Here is a 24676-nt window from a genome sequence, read left to right on the forward strand (position 1 = left end):
TCGAGCCTACGCGGCGACCGCCCGCGTCCCCAGCGGCGTCGAGGCGCCCGACTCGGGGGCCTTGAGTCTCCGAGAGACTCAGGGGGCAGCGGCGGAGCAGTCGGCGCAGGTGCCGAAGATCGCGAGGTGCCCGACGTCGACGGAGAAGCCGTCCGCCCCGAGCGCCGCGACGAGCGGGCGCACGATGTCGGGGTCGTAGGAGCGCACCGAGTGGCAGCCGCGGCACACCACGTGGACGTGCTCGTGCTCGCCGGTGGAGTGGTAGGTCGGGGCGCGGTCGCTGAGGTGCGTGTGGCGCACCAGGCCGAGCTCCTCCAGCACCTCGAGCGTGCGGTAGACGGTCGAGGCGTTGACCGAGCTGACCTGCCCCCGTACGTGGGCCAGCACCTCGTCGGGCGTGGCGTGGCGCAGCTCCTCGACCGCGTGCAGGATCAGCTCGCGCTGCGGGGTGAGGCGCAGCCCCTGCTCGCGCAGCCGGGTGGCGAGGTCGTCGCTCATGGGGGCTCAGGCCCTCTTCAGCCGCGCCCAGAGGTGCGGCTGGAGCTCCTGGCCGACGGCCGCCATGTCGTAGGCGTAGAGCAGGTCGCCCTCGACGTTGCCGTACATCCGCGAGCCGGCCGTGACCTCCTTGGCGGTCTCGGTGTAGGACACGCCGGCGGTGTGCATCTCGAGCTTGCCGCCCTCGGCCGCGCCGTACCAGATCTCGGTGAAGCCGATGTTGTGCGCGAGCAGCAGCTCGATCCTGCCCGGCTCGGGGCACCGCAGGAAGCCGGTCTCCATCGCCGCGTCGCGGACGAACTCGCCCTGCTCGTCGACGATCCACGAGCGCGACATGTAGTGGAAGAACGGGCGGCCGTCGTGGGTGAAGATCAGCTCCTGGCCGAACTGGAACGGCTCGATCGTCGGGTAGTCGCCGTGGCCGTTGCCGTGCCACGTGCCGAGCAGCCACGCGACGGGGCCGCAGTTGGGATGCAGGTTGTCCGGCAGCTCGAAGGGCATGGGTTCACTCTAGTGTGGGCGCATGCCTCGCCCACTGGTCGTCAAGGTCACCTGCGGTGCCGAGGACCCCGAACGCCTCAACCAGGGCTTCACGGTCTCCGCGGCCGCCGCGGCGTCCGGCGCCGAGGTCTCCCTCTGGCTGACCGGCGACGCGGCCTGGTTCGGCGTGCCGGGCCGCGCCGAGGAGTTCGAGCTCGACCTCGCCACGCCCCTCGACCAGCTGATGGCCGCCGTCCTCACCAAAGGCACGATCACCGTCTGCTCGCAGTGCGCCGCCCGCCGGGGGATCGTCGCCGGCGACCTCCGCGAGGGTGTCACGATCGCGGGAGCCGCCGTCTTCGCCGAGCAGGTCCTCGGCGACGGCGTCCAGGCGCTCGTCTACTGACGCGAGCCTCACCCGGCGTTCACCTTCCGGTGCCACACTGGCGACATGTCCGACCCGGCCACCCTGACCAGCGCTGTGTCCCCCTCGGCGGAGGAGGGACCGGTCACCCAACCGTTCGGGCACCCCACCGACACCTTCGACGTCGAGCCGCCCTACCGCCCCGACGCCGAGGCGATCCAGGCCGTGGAGAAGTTCGACGACCGGTTCATCGACCGCGAGATCTCCTGGGTGCGCTTCAACCAGCGCGTCCTCGAGCTCGCCGAGGACCCCGCCCTGCCGCTGCTCGAGCGCGCCCGCTTCCTCGCGATCTTCGCCAGCAACCTCGACGAGTTCTTCATGGTCCGCGTCGCCGGCCTCAAGCGCCGCATCGCCGCGGGCGTCGCCGTACGGGCCGCCAGCGGGTTGATGCCGCGCGAGCAGCTCGAGCGGCTGTGGGTCGAGAGCCGGCAGCTGATGGAGCGCCACGCCCGCGCGCTCGGCGACCTCCTCCCCGAGCTCGGCGCGCAGGGCATCGAGATCCTGCGCTGGTCCGAGCTCGACCGCGACGAGCAGAAGGTGTGCAAGAAGCTCTTCAAGGACCGGATCTTCCCCGTCCTGACCCCCCTCGCGGTCGACCCGGCCCACCCGTTCCCCTACATCTCCGGGCTGTCGCTCAACCTCGCGGTCGTCGTACGCCACCCCGAGACCGGCACCGAGCACTTCGCGCGCGTCAAGGTGCCGCCGACCTTCGGGCGCTTCGTCGGGCTCGGCAACCAGCGCTTCGTGCCGATCGAGGACGTCATCGGCGAGCACCTCAAGAAGCTGTTCCCCGGCATGGACGTGCTCGGCTCGCACACCTTCCGGGTCACCCGCAACGAGGACCTCGAGGTCGAGGAGGACGACGCGGAGAACCTCCTCAAGGCGTTGGAGAAGGAGCTGCAGCGGCGCCGCTTCGGCCCGCCCGTGCGCCTCGAGGTCGAGGAGTCGATGGACCCCAAGGTCCTCGACCTGCTCGTCTCCGAGCTCGGGGTCGGCCGCGGCGAGGTGGTCTCGCTGCCCGGCCCGCTCGACCTCACCGGACTGCACTCCATCGCCGACCTGCCGCGCGACGACCTCAAGTACGCCGCGTTCCTGCCCACCACCCACCCGAGCCTGGCCGAGGTCGAGTCGTCCTCCCCCGTCGACGTGTTCGACGCGGTGTCGCGCCGCGACGTGCTGCTGCACCACCCCTACGACTCCTTCGCCACCTCGGTGCAGCGCTTCCTCGAGCAGGCGGCCGCCGACCCGCACGTGCTGGCGATCAAGCAGACGCTCTACCGCACGTCCGGTGACAGCCCGATCATCGAGGCGCTCATCGACGCCGCCGAGGCCGGCAAGCAGGTCCTGGTGGTCGTCGAGATCAAGGCCCGCTTCGACGAGCAGGCCAACATCCGCTGGGCGCGCAAGCTCGAGCAGGCCGGCTGCCACGTCGTCTACGGCCTCGTCGGCCTCAAGACGCACTGCAAGCTGTCGATGGTCGTCCGCGACGAGCCCGTGGGCATCCGGCGCTATGTCCACCTCGGCACGGGCAACTACAACCCCAAGACCGCCCGGCTCTACGAGGACCTCGGCCTGCTGACCGCCGACCCCGAGATCGGCGAGGACGTCGCGCTGCTGTTCAACAACCTGTCGGGCATCAGCCGCAACCGCACCTACGACCACCTGCTCGTCGCGCCCCACAGCGTGCGCGACGGCCTGATCGCGCAGATCCACCAGGAGATCGCCCACCACCAGGCCGGCCGGCCCGCCGGCATCCGGTTCAAGGCCAACTCGGTGGTCGACGAGGCGGTGATCGACGCGCTCTACCTCGCCTCGCAGGCGGGCGTACGCGTCGAGATGCTCATCCGCGGCATCTGCGCCCTGCGACCCGGCGTGCCCGGCCTGTCCGAGACCGTGCGGGTGCGCTCGATCCTGGGCCGGTTCCTCGAGCACAGCCGCATCTTCTGGTTCGACAACGGCGGCGAGCCGGCGGCCTGGATCGGCTCGGCCGACATGATGCACCGCAACCTCGATCGCCGCGTCGAGGTGCTCGTACGCCTCAGCGACCCGCACGTCGTCCAAGCCATCCGGAGCCTGCTCGACCTCGCCCTCGACCCCGACACGACCGCATGGGAGCTCGGGTCCGACGGCGAGTGGGTGCTGCACCGTGGCCGGCGCCACCTCCAGGACGAGCTCATCGCGCGCCAGCGCGCCCGGCGGCGCTGAGCGCCGCGTCACACCAGCCCCCCGACGGCGGCCCGAGGTTGCGTTCTCGACCCGATCACCCCCTAGCATGAACCACGGTTCATCCGCCCCCCGTTCGGAGTTCACCGTGCGTCTGAAGTTCCGCCCTGTCGACAGTTCGTTCTACGACCTCTTCAGCGAAGCCGCCAACCACCTCGTCCTCGGATCCCAGCTCCTCAGCGAGATGCTGTCGGTCGGCAACTCGAAGGCAGAGATCGCCCAGCGCATGCGCGAGGCCGAGCACGCAGCCGACGAGACGACCCACTCGATCATCCGGCGGGTCAACAGCACGTTCGTCACCCCGTTCGACCGCGAGGACATCTACTCCCTCGCCTCGGCGCTCGACGACGTGATGGACATGATGGACGAGGCCGTCGACCTGGTCCTGCTCTACGAGGTCACCTCCCTGCCGCCGGAGACCACCCAGCAGGTCGAGGTGCTGCAGCGCTGCGCCGAGCTCACGGCCGCCGCGATGCCGCAGCTGGAGTCGATGGGCTCGCTCGACGAGTACTGGATCGAGATCAACCGTCTCGAGAACACCGGTGACAAGTCCTACCGCCGGATCCTGGCCAACCTGTTCAGCGGCGAGTACGAGGCCCTCGAGGTGCTCAAGCTGAAGGACATCGTGGAGTCCCTCGAGGGGGCGATCGACGCGTTCGAGAAGGTCGCCAACATCGTGGAGCAGATCGCCGTCAAGGAGTCCTGACCCTGATGGAGATCGGGATCATCATCGCGGTCGTCGTCGTCGCCCTGGTTTTCGACTACACCAACGGCTTCCACGACGCGGCCAACGCGATCGCGACGTCCGTGTCGACGGGCGCCCTCAAGCCGCGGGTGGCCCTCGCCATGGCGGCGGTCATGAACTTCGTCGGAGCCTTCCTGGGCCAGAAGGTCGCCCACACGGTGTCCGACACGATCGATCCGGGGCCGGGAAGCCACGGCCTGGTGATCGTGATGTGCGGCCTGCTCGGCGCGATCACCTGGAACCTGATCACCTGGTACTACGGCCTGCCGTCGTCGTCCTCGCACGCGCTCATCGGCGGCCTCGTGGGCGCCGCCGTCGCGGCCGGCGCGAGCGCCAACTGGACCATCGTGCTGGAGAAGGTCGTCATCCCGATGTTCCTCTCCCCGCTCGTCGCGTTCAGCCTCGGCTTCGCGCTGATGATCGGCATCATGTGGGCCTTCCGCAACGCCAACCCCGGGCGCGCCAACCGCGGCTTCAAGGTCGCCCAGACCGTCTCGGCCGCCGCCATGGCGCTCGGCCACGGCCTGCAGGACGCCCAGAAGACGATGGGCGTCATCTTCCTGGCGCTGCTCACCGGCGGCTACGTCGCCGAGTCCGACGGCCTCCCGCTGTGGGTGATCTTCGCCGCGGCCGGCGCGATCTCGCTCGGCACCTGGTCCGGCGGCTGGCGCATCATGCGCACCCTCGGGCGCCGCATCATCCACCTCGACCCGCCGCGCGGCTTCGCCGCCGAGTCGGTCGCCGCGTCGGTGCTCTACACGACGTCCTACGTCTTCGAGGCCCCGATCTCGACCACCCACACGATCACCTCCGCGGTCATGGGCGTCGGCGCCACCAAGCGCCTCTCCGCCGTCCGCTGGGGCGTGGCGAAGTCGATCCTCACCGCCTGGGTGCTGACCTTCCCGGCCGCCGCCCTCGCCGCCGCGATCTGCTACTGGGTGGCTCACCTCTTCCTCCCCTGACGCCGCCTCTCTGGCTGCTCCCTCTGGGGGCGGTGGGTGGTGGTGGTAGTGAGGGACGGTCCGGTCGGAAAACCGGTCCCCGGCCACCCATTGCGTCCCTCACTCCCCGGACATGGAGCCAGTTGGCCGACGGGGCCGTACGCCGCGCGCAGCCGAGCGACGAACGCGTCCCGATCGGCAAGGTCCCCGGCCTACGACCGTCGCGGGGCAACTGGCCCTAGGGTGTCGTCGGCACGCCCGTCCGACCGAGGAGACACCATGCGCCCGCCCACAGCCGTCACCGCCCTCATCGCCATCGCTGTCGCCGCAGGGATGGCCACGCCCGCCCGCGCCGCACTCCCGGCGCAGGACCCCACGGCGCTCTACCCCCTGACCTCGGGGGCCATCGGTGCCTACACCTACGACGCACAGGTAGGACCGGGGATCGGATTCCTCGACGAGCCCGCACTCTGCACCCGGATCGTGTTCACTCACACCACTATCGCGGAGCCGTCGGTGTCCGAGGACTGTCGGCGCCTCTACGGCGACTCCGTGCTGCGCAAGGGCTACGTGCTCGTGGATTCCGGGGCCCTCTTCGCTGCGGGAGATGACCCCAACTTCATCAACTACGACTTCTACGCCACCGCGCCCAAGGTCCAGCGGGTCGTCTTCAAGAGCAAGGGCCGTGGCACGGTGAAGCTCTCGCGCCGCAACAGCGTCGTCCACTCGATCAACGGGGAGCGTGTGCGCTTCTTCCCCGACGCCTTCTCGGTCCCCGAGCCCTACAAGGGCACGGACGTCAAGGGCCAGGTCAAGAAGTGCAGGACGGTGGTCGTCAAGGGGAAGAAGAAGAAGCGTTGCTCGTGGAAGACGGTCGCTGGACAGTCGTTCTTCCTGCTGCCCTGATCGACCGTCGGGGCGGCGTGTTAGCGAACCCGACATGCTGACTCCCCCGGGCCCCGGGCACGGCCTCAGCCGAAGCGGCCGGAGATGTAGGCCTCGGTCGCCTCGTTGTCCGGGTTGGCGAACATCGTGGGGGTGGCGTTGAACTCCACGAGGTGACCGGGCTTCCCGGCCGCCTTGAGGTTGAAGAAGCCGGTCTCGTCGGAGACGCGGGCCGCCTGCTGCATGTTGTGGGTGACGATCACGATCGTGTAGTCCGCCTTGAGCTGGTGGATCAGGTCCTCGATGGCGGCGGTCGAGATCGGGTCGAGGGCCGAGCACGGCTCGTCCATCAGCAGCACCTGCGGCTCGACGGCGATCGCGCGGGCGATGCACAGGCGCTGCTGCTGGCCGCCGGAGAGGCCCATGCCGGGCTTGTCGAGGCGGTCCTTGACCTCGTTCCAGAGGTTGGCGCCCTTGAGCGAGCGCTCGACGATGTCGTCGGCCTCGGCCTTCCTCATCTTCTTGGAGTTGAGCCGGTTGCCGGCCAGCACGTTCTCGTAGATCGACATCGTCGGGAACGGGTTGGGCCGCTGGAAGACCATCCCGATCTGGCGGCGTACGGCGACCGGGTCGACCGCGGTGTCGTAGAGCGACTGCCCGTCGACGGTCACCTTGCCCTCCACCCGCGCGCCGGGGATGACCTCGTGCATCCGGTTGAGCGAGCGCAGCACGGTGGACTTGCCGCAGCCGGACGGGCCGATGAAGGCGGTCACCGAGCGCGCCTTGATGTGCATGGAGACGCCCTCGACGGCGAGGAAGTCGCCGTAGTAGATGTCGAGGTCGGACACGTCGATGCTCTTGGCCATGGTGGGGAGCTCCTTGAGGGCTGCGAGGGCCGACCGCTCAGCGGCCGGTCTTGGGGGCGAACGCCTTGCCGACGACCCTCGCGAGGAGGTTGAGCGACATGACGATGAGGATGAGGAACAGGGCGGCGCCCCAGACGCGGTCGGTCCAGATCTCGCCGTACTTGAAGTGCGTCGTCTGGCCGAGCGACTGGAAGATGTAGACCGGCAGGGTCTGCACCGCCCCGTCGAAGGGGTTCCAGTTGGCGACCCGCGCGGTGCCCAGGATCAGCAGCAGCGGCGCGGTCTCGCCGGCGACGCGGGCGATGGCCAGCGTCACGCCGGTGACGATGCCGGCGACGGCCGTCGGCAGCACGACCTTGACGATCGTCCGCCACCGCGGCACGCCGAGGGCGTACGACGCCTCGCGCAGGTCGTCGGGCACGAGCTTGAGCATCTCCTCGACCGAGCGGATGACCGTCGGCAGCATGAGCAGCGCGAGCGCGACCGACCCGCCGATGCCCAGGCGGGGCAGCGGGTCGCCGGTGACGACGATGAACAGCGCGACCGCGAAGAGGCCAGCCACGATCGAGGGGATGCCGGTCATCACGTCGACGAGGAACGTGATCACCTTGGCCAGCCGGTTGCCCTTGCCGTACTCCACCAGGTAGATCGCGGTGAGCAGGCCGATCGGGACGGCGATGACCGCCGCGATGCCGGTCACCAGGATGGTGCCCATGATCGCGTGGTAGATGCCCCCGCCGACGCCGAGCAGCGCCCGGCCGCTCATGTCGTCGTGGAGGAACTGCGGCGTCAGCACGGGCGCACCGCGCGCCACCACGGTCCACATCAGGCTGACGAGCGGCGCCATGGCCACCACGAACGCCGTCCACATGAACGTGCGCAGGAGCGTGTCGGTGGCCTTGCGCGGTCCCTCGACGGCGCGCGTCCAGCCGTAGAGCCAGCCGGTGTGGGCCACCCACGCCACCAGCAGTCCGCCGATCGGGCCGAGGCCCAGCAGCACCGCCAGCGCGCCCAGCGCGAGCGAGCACACGCCGACGAGGAGCGGGGCGACCCGGGGCAGCGTGCCGCCGGTGAGCGGGCCGAGCCGGTCGACCGGGCGCGCCCCGTCGGGACCCTTGTCGGGACCCTTGTCGGGGCCCTTGTCGAGGTCGTCGAGGCCGTCGTCGAGATCGGTCGTCAGGCTCATCCCTTCACCTGCCCGCGCGTCGCGACCCAGCGGCCGAGGAAGTTGACGGCGAACGTCAGGACGAAGAGGGCCAGGCCGGCGAAGATCAGCACGTTGATCTTGAGGCCGGCGGCGTTCGCGTAGTTGTTGGCGATACTCGCCGCGATGGTGTTGGGGTTGGTCGAGGAGATGACGTCGAAGCTGATGATGGCGCCGGTGGCCGAGAGCACCATCGCCACGGCCATCGTCTCGCCGAGGGCGCGGCCCAGGCCGAGGAGCAGCGCGGCGACGATCCCAGACCGGGCGTAGGGCAGCACCGCCAGTCGGATCATCTCCCAGCGGGTCGCGCCGAGGGCGAGGGCGGCCTCCTCGTGCATCGTCGGCGTCTGCGCGAAGATCTCACGCAGGATGGCGGTGACGATCGGCAGCGCCATCAGTGCCAGCACGATGGAGGCGGTGAGCAGGGTCCGCCCCGAGCTCGACACCGGTCCGTCGAAGAGCGGGATCCAGCCGAGCCAGTCGTTGAGCCAGTCGTAGATCGGCACCAGGCGCGGCGCCAGCACCGCGATGCCCCACAGGCCGAAGACCACCGACGGGACGGCCGCCAGCAGGTCGACGAGGTAGCCGACCGGCTTGGCCAGCCGCCGGGGCGCGTAGTGCGAGATCACCAGCGCGAGCCCGATGGCCAGCGGCGTCACGATCACCATGGCCAGCGCGGCCGAGAAGACGGTGCCGAACAGCAGCGGGCCGACGTACGACCAGATGCTCGGCTTGCCGTAGGCCTGCTCGCCGGACGCCTCGAGCGCCGGCAGGCCCTGGAGCACCAGGAAGACGGCGACGCCGGCGAGCATGCCGACGACGAGCAGGGCCGCTCCGAGCGCGGTGCGGCTGAAGACCGCGTCCCCCACGCGGGTGGTCCGGGCGCGTTGTCCCGAGTCGGGGACGGGCTCCTGGATCGCGGTGGTCACTGTGCTCCTCCGGGGTGACGACGTGTCGGACGGGGTCGGGCCCGGTGGCCCGACCCACGCCTCGGTGCTGTGGGCGGCTCAGCCTGCCGAGATGGTGTCGACGATGGCCTGCGCCTCGGAGATCACCGTGGCGGTGAGGGGCGCCGAGCCGGCCTCGCTCTGGCCCATCTCCTGGCCCTCGTCGCTGAGGATGTAGGTGAGGTAGGCCCTGACGTTGGACGCGGTCGCCTCGTCGTCGTAGGACTCGCACGCGACCATGTAGGACGTCAGGACGATCGGGTAGACCCCGGCCTCCTCGGTCGTGTAGTCGAGCTCGTAGGCCATGTTGACCGCGGAGTCCTCGTCGAGCCGGGGCGACACCTCGAAGATCTTGGCGGCCGCCTCGGCGCTCGGTGCGACGAACTCGTCGCCGACGCCGATGTGGGCCTGGCCCAGGCCGCCGGCCTGGCTGGCGTCGGCGTAGCCGATGGTGTGGGGGGCGTCGGTGACGACCTGCACGACGCCCGAGGTGCCCTTGCCGCTCTCGCCGCCGGCCTCGTTGGGCCACTGCTCGACCTCGCCGTGCGGCCAGGCGTCGCCGGCCACGGTCGACAGGTAGTGGGTGAAGTTGCCGGTGGTGCCCGACTCGTCGGAGCGGTGGACGGGGGTGATGTCCTCGCTCGGCAGGTCGGCGTCCGGGTTGTCCGCGACGATGGCCTCGTCGTCCCAGCGGGTGATGTCGCCGGCGAAGATGCGGGCCAGCGTCTCCGGCGAGAGGTTGAGCTCGTCGACGCCCTCGAGGTGGTAGACCACCGCGATCGGCGAGACGTAGTTGGGGATGGTGATGGGCTCCGAGCCGCACCTCTCGGTCGCGGCGCTGAGCTCGCCCTCCTCGTCGTCGAGGTAGGAGTCGGTGCCGGCGGTCGGGAAGCCGCCGGAGATGAAGTTCTCCCGGCCGCCGCCGGAGCCGACGGGGTCGTACGACACGGTCACGCCGGGCGCGACCTCGCTGAAGCCGACCATCCAGGCGTTCTGCGCGGACTCCTGCGAGGAGGCGCCGCCGATGGCGAGCTCACCGGAGAGGTCGGCGAAGTCTCCGTCCCCCGGCCCGCCGGTGGCGGCGGCCGCCTCGTCGGCGGAGTTGCCGCCTCCGCAGGCGGTCAGGGACAGGGAGAGGGTGAGCACGGCGACGCTGGGGGCGAGCAGCGTGCGGAGGGAGGTGCGGTTCACGTCGGTCGCTCCTGCTGGAGGTCTGAGGGGTGCTGACGACCAGAAGGTAGGCAGCGCAGGAGAACGACCACCGCGCCGACGGTGAACGCGCGGTGAACTCGGCCGGACCGGTTGGCGTCAGGGCTGCACGAGCTGCGACGCCACGACCCGGCCCTCGCGGTGGTGGGCGATGAGCATCGCGCCGGGCTCGAGGGTGACGTCGGGCACCTCGAGCGCGTCGAGCACGGTCGGCAGCACCGGCCGGTGGGTGCAGAGCACCGCGCCCCCGCCGTCGACGTCGTCGTCGAGGAGGGCGTCGACGAGGTCCACGACGGCCTCGACCGTGGCGTCCTCCTCGCTCAGCTCGTCGTGGAGCACGACGGGGCAGCCCGCCGCGTCGGCGTACGGCGCCACCGTCTGCACGCAGCGGGTGCTGGAGGAGGAGTGGACGGCCGTCACGCCGAAGGCGGCGAGCAGGGGCACGAGCCGCTGCGCCTGGGACTCGCCGAGCTGGACGAGTGGGCGGAGCCGGTCGTCCTTCGTCCACCCGCCGCGCGCGCGGGCCTTGCCGTGGCGCAGCACGACCAGCGGGCGGGTGCGGCGCCGCAGCGGGTGCGCCTCGTCGAGGGTGTCGCGGTCGTAGGGGTAGGTCAGCCGGTCGCGGGCGGCCTGCCGGTCCACCCACTCCACGGCGTCGATCTCGTCGTTGGCGCGGTAGCCGGCGACGTCGTCGCTCCCCACCGCCCGCGCGGTCCAGTAGTCCACGGACTTCCATCGACCGGTGGACATCCGGTAGCGCTGCCGGGGCAGCGCGGGCCCGAGGCACACGTCGAGGCCGGTCTCCTCGGCGACCTCGCGCACGGCCGCGGTGACGGCGTGCTCGCCGGGGTCGAGCTTGCCCTTGGGGAAGGACCAGTCGTCGTACTTGGGACGGTGCACCAGCAGCACCTCGCCACCCTTGCGGGTCACCACGGCTCCGGCAGCGCGCACGTCGCGGGACTCCATGCCAGTAGTCTCACACCCACCGCGACGCGCGAGGAGTGCTGCGCCGCCTCTCGCGCCGCGCGGGGTGCTCAGTCCTGCGGCTTGCGGGGGGTGACCCCGAGGATGCGGTCGATCTCGTCCTGCGAGAGGTGCTCGTCGGCCTCGCTGGCGGCGATGATCAGCGTGGTCGTGAGCTCGACCTCGCCGAGGAGGTCACCGTCCTCGAGGGTCACGTCGAACTGGTCGTGCATCCGTCACCCTCCTGACTCCCCTGACGGCACATCTGGCTCGCGTCGACTCTAGTGTTCGTGACAAGTGTGGCGGACTCCCGGGCGCCGCACATGACCCGAATGTGTCAAGTGTGCCCGCAAAACGGCTCTGGCCCCACCCCGCTAAGGGGGAGGGGCCAGAGTCGGATCAGATCTGGAACAGGTCCAGCGTCAGCCGATCAGAGCGGACGGACGTTCTCCGCCTGGGGGCCCTTGGGACCCTGGGTGACGTCGAACTCGACCTTCTGGTTCTCGTCCAGCGACTTGTAGCCGTTGGACTGGATGGCCGAGTAGTGCACGAACACGTCGTCGCCGCCGTCCTCCTGCGCGATGAAGCCGAAACCCTTCTCGGCGTTGAACCACTTCACGGTGCCTTGAGCCATGTGCTCGGTACTCCTGTTTATCGGAACGAGAAGCCGTCGCTTCGACGGCCCCGCAGCAAGTGCGGTGACACGTCGCTCCGACTTACAAGCTGGAAGGGCCCGAAGAGGGAAACGCCGTTGGATCACAAACTCCGCGGGCGTCAACCTGCTGGAACTTGCACCTGTTGCACGACAGACACTACCAAGAAATCCCGCGACGTCACCGGTCCGAAGGGACCTGTTGACGAACATCCGGCGAACGGGCCTGCCGACCGGCCCCTCGACACGCCCTGACACCATCGCGAGGTGACCACCGACGCGGTCCTCCCGGACCTCCCCCGCGTGGCCGTCTGCGGCATCAGCCTCGAGGCGTCCACCTTCTCCCCCGCTCTCACCACCGCTGCGATGCTCGCTCCCCGCCGCGGCCGCGAGGTGCTCGACGCCTGGCCGTTCTGGGCGGCCGGCGGCGCGCTCGCCGACCGGGCGGAGTGGATCGGCATCCTGCAGGCCCGCAGCATCGCGGGCGGCGCGATCCCGGCCGACGACTACGCCCAGCTCAAGGCCGAGCTCCTCGCCGGGATCGTCGCCGCGGTGGGCGAGGCGCCGCTCGACGGCGTCGTCCTCGACATGCACGGCGCCGCGAGCGTCGTCGGCCTCGACGACATGGAGGGCGACCTCGCGGTGGCCGTGCGGGCCGTGGTGGGCCCCGACTGCCTCATCAGCAGCGGGATGGACCTGCACGGCAACGTCTCGCGCACCCTCGCCGAGACCGTCGACCTGCTGACGACCTACCGGACCGCACCTCACGTGGACTGGCAGGAGACCAAGGAGCGCGCCGCGCGCAACCTCCTCGACCGCCTCGCGCTGCCGTCGGGACGCCGCCGCCCGGCGAAGGCCTGGGTGCCCGTGCCCATCCTCCTGCCGGGCGAGATGACCAGCACCCGCCAGGAGCCCGCGACGAGCCTCTACGCGCGCGTGCCGGAGATCGAGGCGCTCGACGGGATCCTCGACGCCGGCATCTGGATCGGCTACCCGTGGGCCGACGAGCCGCGCAACGGCGCGGTCGTGATGGTGCTCGGCGACGACGCCGCGCTGGCGATGGCCGAGGCGAGCGCACTCGCGAGCGAGCTGTGGGAGCGACGCGAGGAGTTCGGCTTCGTCGCCCCGACCGGCACGCTGGCCGAGGTGCTGGCGGCCGCGATCGCCTCCGCCGAGGCGCCCTATGTCATCTCCGACTCGGGCGACAACCCGACCGCGGGCGGCGCCGGCGACGTCACGTGGACGCTCGCCCGGCTGCTCGAGAGCGAAGGGCTGCTCGCGAGCGGCAAGCGCGCGATCTACGCCTCCATCCCCGACGCGACCGGCGCGCTCGCGGCCGCGGAGGCCGGCGTCGGGGCCGACGTACGCCTCACCGTGGGAGCACGCGTCGACGCGCGGCCCGAGCCGCCGGTGGAGGTGTCGGGACGGGTGGTCGCCGTCGTGCCGTCCGAGGACAACCTCGAGGTCGTGGTGCGCACCCCCGCCGTGGACGTGGTCGTGACCCGCCGGCGCAGGCCCTACCACCTCGAGTCCGACTTCACCCGGCTCGGCCTGGACCCCCGGGGCGCCGACATCGTGGTGGTCAAGATCGGCTACCTCGAGCCGGAGCTGTTCGACCTGGCCGCCGACTGGATGCTCGCGCTCACCCCGGGAGGGGTCGACCAGGACCTCGTGCGGCTCGGCCACCGGCGGGTCCGGCGCCCGATCTTCCCCCTCGACGACGTCTCGGACGTCGACCCCCTCGCGGAGGCCGAGCTCTTCCCCGGCGACACCGGCTCAGCGACCCAGGGCTGACAGCACCTCCGCGACCACGGCGGCGCTCGTCACGCTGCGCGGAGCCTCGTCGTAGCCCGGCGACACCCCGGCGCGGGCGACCGGCGCGGCCGCCCGCAGGTGCACCTCGCGGGCGCCGGTCTCGGCGACGACGCGGGCCACGTTGTCCGGGCGCACGCCTCCGCCGACGGCGATGCGGACCTCGTCGCCGCCCCGCCCGACCAGCTCGGCGAGCTCGGTCAGGTGGTCGAGCGCGGGCCCGGGTCCACCGGCCGTGAGCACTCGGGTGATGCCGAGGTCGGCGAGCAGCGCCAGCGCGGACAGCCGGTCGGGCACGGAGTCGAAGGCCTTGTGGAAGGTGACCGGTGCGTCCCCGCAGGCCGCGACCAGGCGGCGTACGGCCGCCGCGGCGACGGTGCCGTCTGGCTCGAGCGTGCCGAGGACGAACCCGAGGCGAACCGACTCCCCCAGCGCGGCGCGGGTGGCCTCGATGTCGGCCACCATCACGTCGACCTCGGCCGCGGAGTGGACGAAGTCACCGGGTCGCGCGCGCACCAGCACCCGCACGTCCAGGCCGGCGGCCGAGGCCGCGCTGTGCCGGACGAACCCGAGGGTCGGAGTGGTGCCGCCCTCGGCCAGCCCGGCGCACACCTCCACGGCGTCCGCGCCCGCAGCGGCCGCGATCCCGGCGCCCCCGACGTCCTCCAGGCAGATCTCGACGAGGGCGTCCACGGGGCCACGGTAGGCGCTCGGGACGTCCGTCCCAGTCGGACCCCAGCGACGCGAGTCATGATGGACGTCTGGGGTGTGCCCGGACGAGAGGGGGCTGAGCCGTGTTCCACATCGGCGTCCTCGCTCCGCGCCTGCACAGCGCCGCCGAGATGTTGCGCCGGATCGACGAGGTCAGCGCCTCCCACCCGGACGGCCACCAGCAGCCGGAGCTGAGCCTGGTCTGGCAGCCGCTGGCGGGCGGCGCCGACGCGTGGCAGCGCAACGACCCCGACACCGTGCGCACCCAGCTCGCGCTCGGCGCCACCCGGCTGCGGGAGGCGGGCGCCCACTTCTTCGTCTGCCCCGACGACACGGCGTACGCCCCGCTCGACGAGCCCGGCGCCGACCTCGCCCTGCCCGGACTCCACGCGGCCTCGGTGGTGGCCGCCGAGGCGCAGCGACACGGGTACGCCAGGGTCGGCGTGCTCGGCACCCGCTGGACGCTGGAGTGGCGCCGCTACGCCGACGAGCTCGAGCCGATGGGCATCGCCGCCGTGCCGCTCGCACTGACCGACCAGACGACCTTGCACTCCATCGTCTTCGACGAGCTCGTGCACGGGAGGACCTCGCTGCGCTCGCGCGACGTCGTGCTCGAGCTCATCGACGGACTGCGACTGCACCGCTGCCAGGCGGTGGTCCTCGGCTGCTCCGAGCTGGGGGCACTGGTCACGCCCGCCGTCTCCCCGCTGCCGCTCCTCGACACGACCCGGCTGCTGGCCGACGCCGCCACCGCGGTCGCCGTGGGCGACGCACCGCTGCCGCACTGGCGCGGCGGTCCGGGCGAGCCGGCACCCGGGACCACCTCCCCCGACGTCCGCACCGCCACGCGCTGACGCGCGCCGACACGCGCCGACACGTGGAATGGGGGCTCCCGGAGACCGGGAACCCCCATCCACGCGCGCCAGGATCACTGCATGACGAACAGGTCCTTGTAGTTCGGCGCGCCGATCGAGCCATCGCCCGTCGGATTGCCGACCTTGGTGCCGAACACGAACAGGTCGTTGCGGTAGGCGGTCGGGATGATCGGGAAGTACTCCGTCATGATCTTCTCGTCCAGCGCACCCCACGCGTCAGCCTGCTCGTCGAGGGGCAGCGTGTTGATGCGGTCCATCTCCTCGTCGACCGACTCCTCGGAGAAGTAGGCGGTGTTGTAGACCGCGCCGGTCCGGGCGAGCGAGGGCAGGACCGTGGAGCCTGACGGCCAGTCCGAGCACCAGTTGACGCCCCGGAAGTTGAGCTTCTTGTTGACCTTGTTGTCGGGGTCGAGCCAGATGTTGTAGGGCGACTCCTGCACCGGGATCGCCTTGACCGAGAAGCCGGCGGCCTCGAAGCCCTTGGTGGTCTGGTCCTGGGCCGCCTTGGCCAGCGGGTCGACCTCGTAGTAGATCATGGTGATCGGGTAGGGGGTCTCGACACCGGCCTCCTCCAGGAGGGCCTTGGCCTTCTCCGGGTCGTAGGTGATCTGCTCACCGTCGACCTGGAAGTCCTTCTTGCCGGCCATCCCGGGCGGCATCAGCGAGTTGGCCGGGACGCGGGTGACACCGGGGACCTCGCCGCTGGCGATCCACACGTCCTCGTAGGGGTAGGCGTAGGCCAGCGCCTTGCGGACCTCGAGCTCGGGGATCTTGGTGTAGTCCGGGGTCAGCGTGGAGACGCACTGCGAGGTCTGCTGGACCAGGCGGTCACCGAGCTGGTCGTTGGCGTCGTTGTACTTGTCCGAGCCGAGCGCGGTGGCCACGGCCGTCTGGCTGTCGGCGTTGTCGGAGAGCATGATCTCGTCGACCTTGGCCTGGTCCTGGTTGAACTTGAAGACGAACCCGTCGGCGTACTGGTGACGACCCGGGTCGGAGTCAGCGGCCCACTGATCGTTCTTCACCACGACCAGCTCCTCGTTGGGCTTGAAGCTCTCGATCTTGTAGGGACCGTTGGACAGCGGCTTGGTGCCGTAGTTCGGCGGCTCGGAGGCGTCGCCGAGGGGCGCGGGGCCCATCGCCATGAACGCGCCCCAGTAGTCCATGTCAGGGAACGGCTGCGACATCGAGATGGTGATGTCCTGGCCGTCGACCGCGATCCCGTCCCACTCCTTGCAGTCCGGGTCCTTGGCCGTGTAGGGACCCGCGTAGTCCTCGGCACCCGCGAAGTAGGTCTTGGAGTACTCGGTGCCCGGACCGGACGGGAACGCCTCGGAGTCGAGCGAGCGGCAGATGCCGAACGCGACCTCCTCGGCCGTGACGGGCTTGCCGTCCTCCCACGTCGCGTCGTCACGGATGGTGAAGGTCCACTCCGTGTAGTCGTCGTTGGGGGTGCCCAGGTCGGTGGCGAGGTCGGGCACCAGCACGGGCTGGCCGTTCTCGTCACGGATGTACTGGGTCAGCGAGCGGCTCGTGAGCGCCTGCTGGATGGAGTTGCCGGTCACCGACCAACCACCGGTCGGGTCGAGCGAGTTGGGCCCGGGATCGCCAGGCAGGTAGACCGTGATCGTCCCGCCCGCCGACGCTCCTTCGACCTCGGCAGCGGGGCCCTGGCGCTCGGGGTCCTTCGTCCCACCTCCCTGCTCGCTGAAGTCCCTCTCGGTCCCCGACCCGGACTCACCGTCGTCCGACGATCCGCCACCGCAGGCGGCGAGGGTGATCAGGGCAGCACCGGCAACGAGCGCGAGCGGCTTGTTCCGCCTCATCCTGTCCAACCTTTCTTCCTCGACCTGGCCGGAGAAGGGTCTCCCCGGCCCTCTCCAGGACGCTAGGCGGGGAAGGTCCGCCCGCGACGGCGGTGATCGTCACGAAACGGTGACCGTTGGGCCGGGTCGGTAACGGAGGGGTCACGGTGCGCCGGGCGGCGTCCGACTCCCGGGTGCTGCCCCGGACCGTCGTCGACGACCACCACCACGACCGGCTGGCGGCAGCACCCGTCGTGGGTGCACGCCCCGGCGTCACCGACGCTCGCCCGTCCCGGCACGGTGAGGGGCCCGCTCGCGCGGCGGACCAGCTCGTCCGCGAGGCGATGGTCCTGCTCGTCACCGCCGTCGAGGACCACCACGGCACGGTGCGCCCGCGACTCGTCGCGGGCGACGCCGCGGTCGAGGCCGAGGACGGCGGGGTGGTGGAGCAGGACGTCGGCCTGCATCGCGGCGAGCGCCGGCGTGGGGTCGACGCCCAGCTCGTCGGCGAGCCGGCTCCGCAGCGTGGCCAGCACCGCGAGCCCCTCCCCCTGACGGCCGTCGCGGACGAGAGCGACAGCCCAGAGCCCCCAGAGGCGTTCGCGCAGGGGGTGCCGTCCGGCCAGGTCCTCGAGCGCCGCGGCCGCGCTGGACGGGCGGTCGAGGGACAGGTCGATGACGGCCCGGGCGACCCGCGCCTCGAGGCGCAGCTGCTCGAGCCGGTGTCGCTCCGCGACCGCCGCTGGCAGCTCGCCGAGGTCGGCGTAGGCGTCGCCGCGCCACAGCCGCAGCGCGGCGGTGAGCTCCGCCCGCCGGGCCTCGGCGGCCTCGACGCCCGGCCCGACCGGGAGGTCCGGGAGCAGCGCCGGTCGCATCGGGTCGGGCAGGCGGCGCAGCCGCTCCCGCGCGGAGCGTACGGCCGCCTGGAACCGCTCGACGTCGATCTGCTCCGGGCGCACGGCGAGCCGGTAGCCGCTCGCCTCGTGCACGAGCAGCGACGAGGCGGCCCGTGGCCGCCGGCCGGGCTCGAGCAGGCGACGCAGGCCGGCGACGTAGCCCTGCAGCGTGTTGGCGGCACCGGGCGGAGGGGCGCCCTCCCACAGGGCGTCGATGATCCGCTCGACGGCGACCGGCCGGCCGCGCTCGAGCACGAGCAGGGCCAGCAGGCTGCGCAGCCGTCGCGCGCCCATGGCCACCGGGACGTCGCCGACCCGGGCCGCGCTGGGGCCCAGCACGTCGATCCCGACCTGCGCAGCCAGCATGCCCATCCCCCACCTGTTACCTCACGAGACGTTATGATGGTAACCACCTCGTCACGGGGTTTCGCGAGGACGAGACGCGGGAGGGCTGAGTGGACACCGATCGCCCGGCACCGGGAGCGCTGGAGGAGGTGCGCCACCTCCTCAACACCGACGACCGGTTCCATGGCATCGACCACGGCCAGGACGTCGGCTCCCTCAACCGCTTCCTCGCCCGCGCCGGCTCGGCCTACGCACCCCTCCCGGCCACCGCGGACCTCAGGCCCTACCGCGCCTTCCGCGACGTGGTGCGCGACCTGCTGCTCCGGCCCTCGCCCTCGACCCGATCGGCCTTCAACGACGTCGCCCGCCGCCATCCCGTGCGGGTCGAGGTGGGCGAGCACGCCGCGCGCCTGCGGCGGGCCCGCCCGTCGCGTCCGGCGGCGGTCGAGCGGATCGTCGGCGACGCCGTCGCGATCGTCCACGAGGCGATGCTGACCGGGCAGTGGGAGCACCTGCGCGAGTGCCAGCGCGATGACTGCCGGTGGATCTACTACGACCCCACCCCCACCCACGCGATGCGCTGGTGCAGCACCGACCCCTGCGGCAACGTGATGAAGGTGCGCGCCTACCGCGCCCGGCGGGCGGCCGACGGGCACCACGACCGCGCGCTCTGAGAGGATCGCACCACGCGTGGGTCTGTCGGACGGTTCGCCGGACGCGGAGGCTCGCGCTCCGGGCCTCTAGCTCAATGGGTAGAGCAGCGGACTTTTAATCCGTTGGTTGTCGGTTCGAGTCCGACGGGGCCTACCGAACGCGGGTCGACGCGCGGCTCGCTCAGGCGTCGACGACGTCGATGAGCACCTTGCCGACCGCGCCGGCCTCGACCGCGGCGTGGGCGTCGGCCGTCCGCTCGAGCGGGTAGTGGTGCAGGGGCAGTCCGTGCTCGTCCCCGACCCCCAACGCACCGTCGGCGAGGGCGGCGGTGACGTCCGCCGCCGCGGCCCGGAGGGCGTCCGGTCCGACGGTGTAGAGCAGCACCCACTGGAAGCGGGCGTTGGTGGAGAACGTCTCGCGGACGCTGAGGGTCAGCTCGTCGCCGCCGTTGTTGGCGTAGATCGCGATCGTGCCGCGGGGCCGGATCACCCGGAGGTCGTGGCGCAGGTTGGGTGCGGGCGCCACCTCGACGACCAGGTCGACGCCGGCAGGGACCAGGGCACGCACGGAGCCGACGAGATCGTCCTCGCGGTGGTTGACGACGTGGTGCGCTCCGGCAGCCGTCGCGAGCGACGCCTTCGCGTCGCTGCTCACCGTGGCGACCACCGTCGCGCCGGCCCAGCGCGCCAGCTGGATCGCCGCGTTGCCGACCGCGCCGGCGCCGCCGGCGACGAGCACCGTCATCCCCGCGAGCGCTCCGGGCGAGAGCCGGTCGGGACCGTCCTCGGAGGTCGTCAGCGCGCGATGGGCGGTGACCGCGGGGACGCCGAGGGAGGCGCCGAGGTCGTACGACGCGGCCTCGGGCAGCGGTGCCACGTGGGCGAGCGGCAGCACGACCTGCTCCTGTGCCGTGCCGCCCGGCCGGGTGTGCTGGGCCAGGATCGTCCACACCCGGTCTCCCACGGCGAAGGCGGTGACGCCGGGGCCTACGGCGTCGACCACTCCCGAGCCGTCCTGGCCCGGCACGATCTCGGGGAACGCGAGCTCGCCCATGCCGCCGGCGCGGAACTTCCAGTCCGTGGGGTTGACCCCGGCGCGCACGATCCTCACCCGGACCTCGCCCGGGCCGGGCTCCTCGGCCGTCCGCTCGACCAGCCGGAGCACCGACGTGTCACCGCTCTCGGAGTAGACCACTGCTCGCATCCCGTCATCCTCGCCCGGCGTCGCGTGGCGGACAACCGCCTCCCGGGTGCGCCCGGGCTTGACCAATCCGCGACAATGGGTGCATCCGCCAGCCTGAGCACGACCGGAGTCACATGCCCGCGCCTTCGCCCGCCGCCCTCGACGCACCGACAGGCAGCCGGCGACGGTGGACGTCGCGGCCCTACACGTTCCTGGTGGCCAACGCGATCCTGATCGGCATCGTCACGTTCGCCACGAGCATGCTGCTCGACCGGCCCGTCGCCGACCCCGAGGGGAGCTTCCTCGGCCCGTCGTGGGTGCGCCTGCCGGTCCTGTGCGCGGCGGCCATCGTGCTCGACCTGCTCCCCCAGGCGCTGTGGCGGGGGCGCCTCGACCCGGCCCGCACCGTCGCCGCGATCCGGGACCGCCTGCGTACGCACTGGACCCGCGCCCGCCTGCAGCTCGTCATCGTCGGCATCTCGGGCTTCTACGTGGTCTACGTCGCCTACCGCAACCTCAAGTCGCTGCTCCCGCTGGTGCGCGAGGTGAAGTTCGACAGCGAGCTGCGTGCCCTCGACCGCTTCCTGCTCCTCGGCCACGACCCGTCGACCCTGCTCCACGACATCCTCGGCACCGGCATCGCGGCGCACCTGCTGTCCGCGGTCTACCTCGCCTACATCCCGCTCGTCGCGATCCTGGTCACCGTCTGGCTGGTCTGGTCGCGCAACATCGGCCACGGCTGGTGGTTCGTCACCGCGCAGGGCATCGCATGGACGCTGGGCGCCGCGTCCTACTACCTCCTGCCGACCCTCGGGCCGGGGATCATGTACCCGTGGCTGACCAGCGACCTCACGCCCAACGGCACCTCCGACCTCATGGAGTCGCTGGTCTACACGCGGCAGGGCTTCCTGTGGCACGAGGGCGACTACCAGGGCGTCGCCGGGTTCGCGAGCCTGCACACCGCGATCGCCCTGCTGTGGGCGCTGATGGCGCAGTACACGGTGAGCAGCAAGATCGTGCGGCGGATCTTCTGGGTCAACTTCGTCCTGACCGTCATCGCCACGCTCTACTTCGGCTGGCACCACATCGCCGATGACGTGGCCGGTGCCGCGATCGCGATCATCGCGTTCGTGGTCGCCGCCCGCGTGACGGGTCACCAGCTCCGCCGGCCGAAGGGCGAGCCGGCCCCGGAGTCCGATCCCGCGGCCCCGTCGAGCGCCTGACCGCGTCCGCCCTCAGGCGCCGCCGACGCGATCGGCCGGGACGCCGCGCGCGCCCGAGTCGGTGAGCTCGGCCTCGCGGACGGCGGATGCCTCGAGCTCCTGGCGCCGCGTCTCCTGCATCATCGCGCGCGTCGCGTCGTAGATGCCCGGGTCGGAGACCAGGTCGGCCGCACCGCCGCGCAGCCGCGCGAGCGCCGCACGGGCGAAGATCTGCTGCTCGGTGGTCGTGCGCTCCGAGCGGCGGTTGCTCGCGAAGGTGATCGCCCAGCGCATCAGCGCCGAGACCTGGTTCTTGAAGCCGGTGAGGTAGACGAGGTGCACGCCGAGCCACATCAGCCACGCCAGCACGCCGGTGAGCCGGAGCTTGCCGACCATCGCCACGGCACGGAAACGGCTGATGATGGCCATCGAGCCCTTGTCGAAGTACTTGAACGGCGCCTGCGGGGCCTTGCCGTCGAGCCGGTTGGCGATCTCCTTGGCGGCGTACTTGGCGCCCTGGATCGCGACCTGCGCGACGCCGGGGAGGTTGTCGAGCGCGATCATGTCGCCGACGACGAACACCTCGGGGTGGCCGGGGAGGGTCAGGTCGGGGTTGACCGAGATCCGCCCTGCGCGGTCCAGCGGGGCACCGGTCTGCTCCGACAGGGTCTTGCCCAGCGGGTTGGCCTGCACGCCGGCGGCCCAGATCTTGGCGACGGAGCTGATCCGCTCGACGCGGCCGTCCTTGAACTTCACGTCGAGGCCGCGCTCGTCCACGTCGGTCACCATCGCGCCGAGCATCACCTCGACGCCGAGCTTCTCCAGCTCGGCCTTGGTCTTCTCGCCCAGCTTGCTGCCGAACGGCGGCAGCACCTGCCCGGCGGCGTCGATCAGCACGACGCGGGCGGTGCGGGTGTTGATGGCGCGGAAGTCCTTGCGCAGCGTGCGGTGGGCGAGCTCGGCGATCTGGCCGGCCATCTCCACGCCGGTCGGTCCCGCGCCGACGACGACGAAGGTCAGCAGGTGGTCGACGTCGTCGCCCCGCCTGGCACCCAGCTCGGCCATCTCGAAGGCGCCGAAGATGCGGCCCCGCAGCTCGAGGGCGTCGTCGATGCTCTTCATGCCGGGAGCGAACTCGGCGAAGTGGTCGTTGCCGAAGTAGGACTGGCTGGCCCCGGCGGCCACGAGCAGCGAGTCGTACGACGTCACCGTGTCGCGGCCGAGGACCGTGGACGTGACCGTGCGGGCGGTCAGGTCGATCGCCGTCACCTCGCCCAGGATCACGCTGGCGTTGTGCTGGCCGCTGAGCACCTCACGGGTCGGCGGGGCGATCTCGCCCGCGGACAGGATGCCGGTCGCGACCTGGTAGAGGAGCGGCTGGAAGAGGTGGTGGGTGGTCTTGGCGATGACGGTCACGTCGACGTCGGCCTTGCGCAGGGCCTTGGTCCCGAACAGCCCGCCGAAGCCCGACCCGATCACCACGACCTTGTGGCGTTCCGACTGCGTCGCGGTCGAGGTCATGGGAGCTCCTGGGGTCGTGAGGTGCGGCGGCGTGACGCGCGCCATCACGCCATTCTCGCTCGGCGCGCACGGCTGGCGAAACGCCTGGCGCGTCTGCTTGCTCACACCCACTACCCAGCCGTGCGAGAAACTATGGTGTTCGTCAAGGTTTGAACCACGCGTGCCTGGGCAATCATGGATCCACTGGACTGTCCACCACTGCTCGTCCCCGCCCGAAATGAGTCCCAGTGCCGTTGAGCTCCGAGTTGACGCTTGCGTCCTCGCCGCGCGCTGCGGCCGACGCGCGTCGCTGGGTCGGGGACATCTGCCTGCGGCTCGAGCGTGACGACCTGGTGGAGTGCGCCGAGCTGGGCGTCTCGGAGCTGGTGGCCAACGCCCTCCTGCACGCCGCCGCCCCCTACCGGGTGCGGGTGCGTGGCACGGCCTCCCACCCGCGCATCGAGGTGATCGACGGCTCGCCCCGCCCGCCGGTGCCGCCGGCACCGGTCGAGGGCGACGACCTCGACCTCCTGCTCACCTTCGGCCGTGGCCTCTCCATCGTGGCCCAGTGTGCCCAGGCGTGGGGCGCGACCATCGAGTCCGACGGCAAGATCGTCTGGTTCGAGCCGGCCCCGGAGATGACCGACACCGGGTCGGTCGAGTGGGTCATCGACCGCCAGGACCCGGCCCGGGCCGAGCCCACCAGCGAGGACGCGGTCGACATCCGTCTCCTCGGCGTCGACCTCCCCCTCTACACCGCCCTCACCCGGCAGTACCACGAGCTGCGCCGCGAGCTGCGCCTGCTGTCGCTCTCGCACCAGTCCGACTACCCGCTGGCGGGCGACCTGACCTCGATGTTCGCCAACTTCGAGCGACAGTTCCCCGAGACGTACGTCGAGCAGGTCCGCGCCGCCGAGGCGCGCGGGCTGAGGCGCGTGGACCTGGCGTTCCCGATGGTCCGCGAGTCGGGGCCGATCTTCGTCACCATGACCGAGATGTTCGACGTCGCCGACGCGTTCTGCCGGGCCGAGCGGCTGCTGTCCATCGCACGCACGCCCCGCCAGCGGGCTCTGCACAACTGGCTCCTCGGCGAGCTGGTCCACCAGCTCGACGGCGCCAGCGCGCAGCCGTGGGACGGCAGCCCGCGCGCGATCACGTCGTCCTCGGCCAGCCAGGTCGGGTGACCTCGCTCCTCGCCGCACCCCTGGTCCCGGGTGGTCCAGCGCCGCGTGCGGGTCGGGTCTAGCCCCAGCCCAGCTCGTGCAGGCGCCGGTCGTCGAGGCCGAAGTGGTGGGCCACCTCGTGGACGACGGTGATGCGCACTTCGTCCTCGAGGTCATCGACGGTGTCGGCCATGTCGAGGAGCGGCCCGCGGAACAGCAGGATCCGGTCGGGGAGCATGCCGGAGTGGTTGGCCGGCCGCTCGGTCAGGGCGAGCCCGTCGTAGAGCCCGAGGAGGTCGGGGTCGTCCGGGGGCGCCTCCGGCTCGACGAGGACCACCACGTTGTCCACGAGCCGGGCGAGCTCGTCGGGGAGGCCGTCGAGGGCCCGCTCCACCATGGCGTCGAACGCGTCGGCGTCGAGGTCGATCGGCATGGCGTCAGCCTAGGGTCGCCCGGGAAACGCGCGAGAACGTGGTCACCCCGCCGAAGCGCCCAGC

25 protein-coding genes and 1 tRNA gene are annotated in these 24676 nt (G+C 71.4%); 11 read left to right on the forward strand and 15 right to left on the reverse strand.

Annotated features, from left to right (window positions below; all coding sequences use genetic code 11):
- Nucleotides 1-78 precede the first annotated feature (78 nt).
- Nucleotides 79-498, reverse strand: coding sequence for a Fur family transcriptional regulator (locus AC54T2_RS01955; protein ID WP_186339269.1), 420 nt, complete (start codon nt 496-498; stop codon nt 79-81).
- Between the two features lie 6 nt (nt 499-504).
- Entirely contained in the window at nt 505-999 is a 495-nt protein-coding gene (locus tag AC54T2_RS01960; protein ID WP_186339270.1) for a heme-binding beta-barrel domain-containing protein, read from the reverse strand.
- Between the two features lie 22 nt (nt 1000-1021).
- Between AC54T2_RS01960 and AC54T2_RS01965 the strand changes: the two genes are divergently transcribed.
- From AC54T2_RS01965 to AC54T2_RS01985, 5 genes are all read left to right on the forward strand, one after another.
- Nucleotides 1022-1384: a DsrE family protein gene (locus tag AC54T2_RS01965; protein ID WP_496665386.1), complete on the forward strand. Its 363-nt coding sequence runs from the start codon at nt 1022-1024 to the stop codon at nt 1382-1384.
- Between the two features lie 45 nt (nt 1385-1429).
- Nucleotides 1430-3607 carry an RNA degradosome polyphosphate kinase gene (locus AC54T2_RS01970; RefSeq protein WP_186339272.1) on the forward strand — a complete coding sequence of 726 codons (2178 nt, stop codon included), beginning with the start codon at nt 1430-1432 and terminating at the stop codon, nt 3605-3607.
- Between the two features lie 106 nt (nt 3608-3713).
- On the forward strand, nt 3714-4331 hold the full coding sequence (locus tag AC54T2_RS01975) for a DUF47 domain-containing protein (protein ID WP_186339273.1): 618 nt from the start codon (nt 3714-3716) through the stop codon (nt 4329-4331).
- 5 nt (nt 4332-4336) lie between these two features.
- Complete coding sequence (locus AC54T2_RS01980) at nt 4337-5332, forward strand: inorganic phosphate transporter (RefSeq protein ID WP_186339274.1); 996 nt, start codon at nt 4337-4339, stop codon at nt 5330-5332.
- Nucleotides 5333-5590: 258 nt separating this feature from the next.
- Nucleotides 5591-6217, forward strand: coding sequence for a hypothetical protein (locus tag AC54T2_RS01985; RefSeq protein ID WP_489975262.1), 627 nt, complete (start codon nt 5591-5593; stop codon nt 6215-6217).
- 65 nt (nt 6218-6282) lie between these two features.
- On the opposite strand, the gene pstB is transcribed toward AC54T2_RS01985, so the two are convergent.
- From pstB to AC54T2_RS02020, 7 genes are all read right to left on the reverse strand, one after another.
- Entirely contained in the window at nt 6283-7062 is a 780-nt protein-coding gene (gene pstB, locus AC54T2_RS01990) for a phosphate ABC transporter ATP-binding protein PstB (RefSeq protein WP_496665387.1), read from the reverse strand.
- A 37-nt stretch (nt 7063-7099) separates the two neighbouring features.
- A complete protein-coding gene (pstA, locus tag AC54T2_RS01995) occupies nt 7100-8248 on the reverse strand; it encodes a phosphate ABC transporter permease PstA (RefSeq protein ID WP_496665388.1) in 1149 nt (382 codons plus the stop codon).
- Nucleotides 8245-9195, reverse strand: coding sequence for a phosphate ABC transporter permease subunit PstC (gene pstC / locus AC54T2_RS02000; protein WP_241005228.1), 951 nt, complete (start codon nt 9193-9195; stop codon nt 8245-8247). The genes pstA and pstC overlap by 4 nt, the downstream gene beginning before the upstream one ends.
- 78 nt (nt 9196-9273) lie before the next feature.
- On the reverse strand, nt 9274-10404 hold the full coding sequence (locus AC54T2_RS02005; RefSeq protein ID WP_186339278.1) for a phosphate ABC transporter substrate-binding protein PstS: 1131 nt from the start codon (nt 10402-10404) through the stop codon (nt 9274-9276).
- Nucleotides 10405-10521: 117 nt separating this feature from the next.
- The gene (locus AC54T2_RS02010) at nt 10522-11388 is read right to left on the reverse strand and encodes an NUDIX hydrolase (RefSeq protein WP_496665389.1); all 867 of its coding nucleotides are present in this window, start codon (nt 11386-11388) and stop codon (nt 10522-10524) included.
- Between the two features lie 68 nt (nt 11389-11456).
- Complete coding sequence (locus AC54T2_RS02015; protein WP_186339280.1) at nt 11457-11618, reverse strand: hypothetical protein; 162 nt, start codon at nt 11616-11618, stop codon at nt 11457-11459.
- Nucleotides 11619-11815: 197 nt separating this feature from the next.
- Nucleotides 11816-12019, reverse strand: coding sequence for a cold-shock protein (locus tag AC54T2_RS02020; protein WP_056598399.1), 204 nt, complete (start codon nt 12017-12019; stop codon nt 11816-11818).
- A 285-nt stretch (nt 12020-12304) separates the two neighbouring features.
- On the opposite strand from AC54T2_RS02020, the gene AC54T2_RS02025 reads away from it, so the two are divergent.
- A complete protein-coding gene (locus tag AC54T2_RS02025; RefSeq protein ID WP_496665390.1) occupies nt 12305-13831 on the forward strand; it encodes a M81 family metallopeptidase in 1527 nt (508 codons plus the stop codon).
- On the opposite strand, the gene AC54T2_RS02030 is transcribed toward AC54T2_RS02025, so the two are convergent.
- Complete coding sequence (locus tag AC54T2_RS02030; protein ID WP_489975267.1) at nt 13814-14542, reverse strand: copper homeostasis protein CutC; 729 nt, start codon at nt 14540-14542, stop codon at nt 13814-13816. The two genes, AC54T2_RS02025 and AC54T2_RS02030, sit on opposite strands and share 18 nt — an antisense overlap.
- 101 nt (nt 14543-14643) lie before the next feature.
- Here AC54T2_RS02030 and AC54T2_RS02035 point away from each other — a divergent pair, with 101 nt between their 5' ends.
- Nucleotides 14644-15414 carry an aspartate/glutamate racemase family protein gene (locus AC54T2_RS02035; protein ID WP_206054436.1) on the forward strand — a complete coding sequence of 257 codons (771 nt, stop codon included), beginning with the start codon at nt 14644-14646 and terminating at the stop codon, nt 15412-15414.
- Nucleotides 15415-15488: 74 nt separating this feature from the next.
- On the opposite strand, the gene AC54T2_RS02040 is transcribed toward AC54T2_RS02035, so the two are convergent.
- Together AC54T2_RS02040 and AC54T2_RS02045 are read right to left on the reverse strand one after the other, a co-directional pair.
- Complete coding sequence (locus AC54T2_RS02040) at nt 15489-17258, reverse strand: ABC transporter substrate-binding protein (RefSeq protein WP_496665391.1); 1770 nt, start codon at nt 17256-17258, stop codon at nt 15489-15491.
- 62 nt (nt 17259-17320) lie between these two features.
- Entirely contained in the window at nt 17321-18499 is a 1179-nt protein-coding gene (locus AC54T2_RS02045; RefSeq protein ID WP_496665392.1) for an AfsR/SARP family transcriptional regulator, read from the reverse strand.
- Between the two features lie 89 nt (nt 18500-18588).
- On the opposite strand from AC54T2_RS02045, the gene AC54T2_RS02050 reads away from it, so the two are divergent.
- Both AC54T2_RS02050 and AC54T2_RS02055 read left to right on the forward strand, forming a co-directional pair.
- On the forward strand, nt 18589-19152 hold the full coding sequence (locus AC54T2_RS02050; protein ID WP_489975271.1) for a CGNR zinc finger domain-containing protein: 564 nt from the start codon (nt 18589-18591) through the stop codon (nt 19150-19152).
- Nucleotides 19153-19212: 60 nt separating this feature from the next.
- Nucleotides 19213-19285, forward strand: a tRNA-Lys gene (locus AC54T2_RS02055).
- Nucleotides 19286-19312: 27 nt separating this feature from the next.
- Here AC54T2_RS02055 and AC54T2_RS02060 read toward each other — a convergent pair.
- A complete protein-coding gene (locus AC54T2_RS02060) occupies nt 19313-20335 on the reverse strand; it encodes a zinc-binding dehydrogenase (RefSeq protein ID WP_489975272.1) in 1023 nt (340 codons plus the stop codon).
- 113 nt (nt 20336-20448) lie between these two features.
- Between AC54T2_RS02060 and AC54T2_RS02065 the strand changes: the two genes are divergently transcribed.
- Nucleotides 20449-21537, forward strand: coding sequence for a phosphatase PAP2 family protein (locus AC54T2_RS02065; RefSeq protein WP_186339286.1), 1089 nt, complete (start codon nt 20449-20451; stop codon nt 21535-21537).
- A 12-nt stretch (nt 21538-21549) separates the two neighbouring features.
- On the opposite strand, the gene AC54T2_RS02070 is transcribed toward AC54T2_RS02065, so the two are convergent.
- Complete coding sequence (locus AC54T2_RS02070) at nt 21550-23037, reverse strand: NAD(P)/FAD-dependent oxidoreductase (protein WP_496665393.1); 1488 nt, start codon at nt 23035-23037, stop codon at nt 21550-21552.
- A 227-nt stretch (nt 23038-23264) separates the two neighbouring features.
- On the opposite strand from AC54T2_RS02070, the gene AC54T2_RS02075 reads away from it, so the two are divergent.
- Nucleotides 23265-24200 carry an ATP-binding protein gene (locus tag AC54T2_RS02075; RefSeq protein WP_186339288.1) on the forward strand — a complete coding sequence of 312 codons (936 nt, stop codon included), beginning with the start codon at nt 23265-23267 and terminating at the stop codon, nt 24198-24200.
- Between the two features lie 58 nt (nt 24201-24258).
- Here the strand turns inward: AC54T2_RS02075 and AC54T2_RS02080 are convergent, their stop codons facing one another.
- A complete protein-coding gene (locus AC54T2_RS02080) occupies nt 24259-24612 on the reverse strand; it encodes a metallopeptidase family protein (protein WP_186339289.1) in 354 nt (117 codons plus the stop codon).
- Nucleotides 24613-24676 lie beyond the last annotated feature (64 nt).

The organism is Nocardioides sp. Z35_8, from assembly GCF_059621125.1.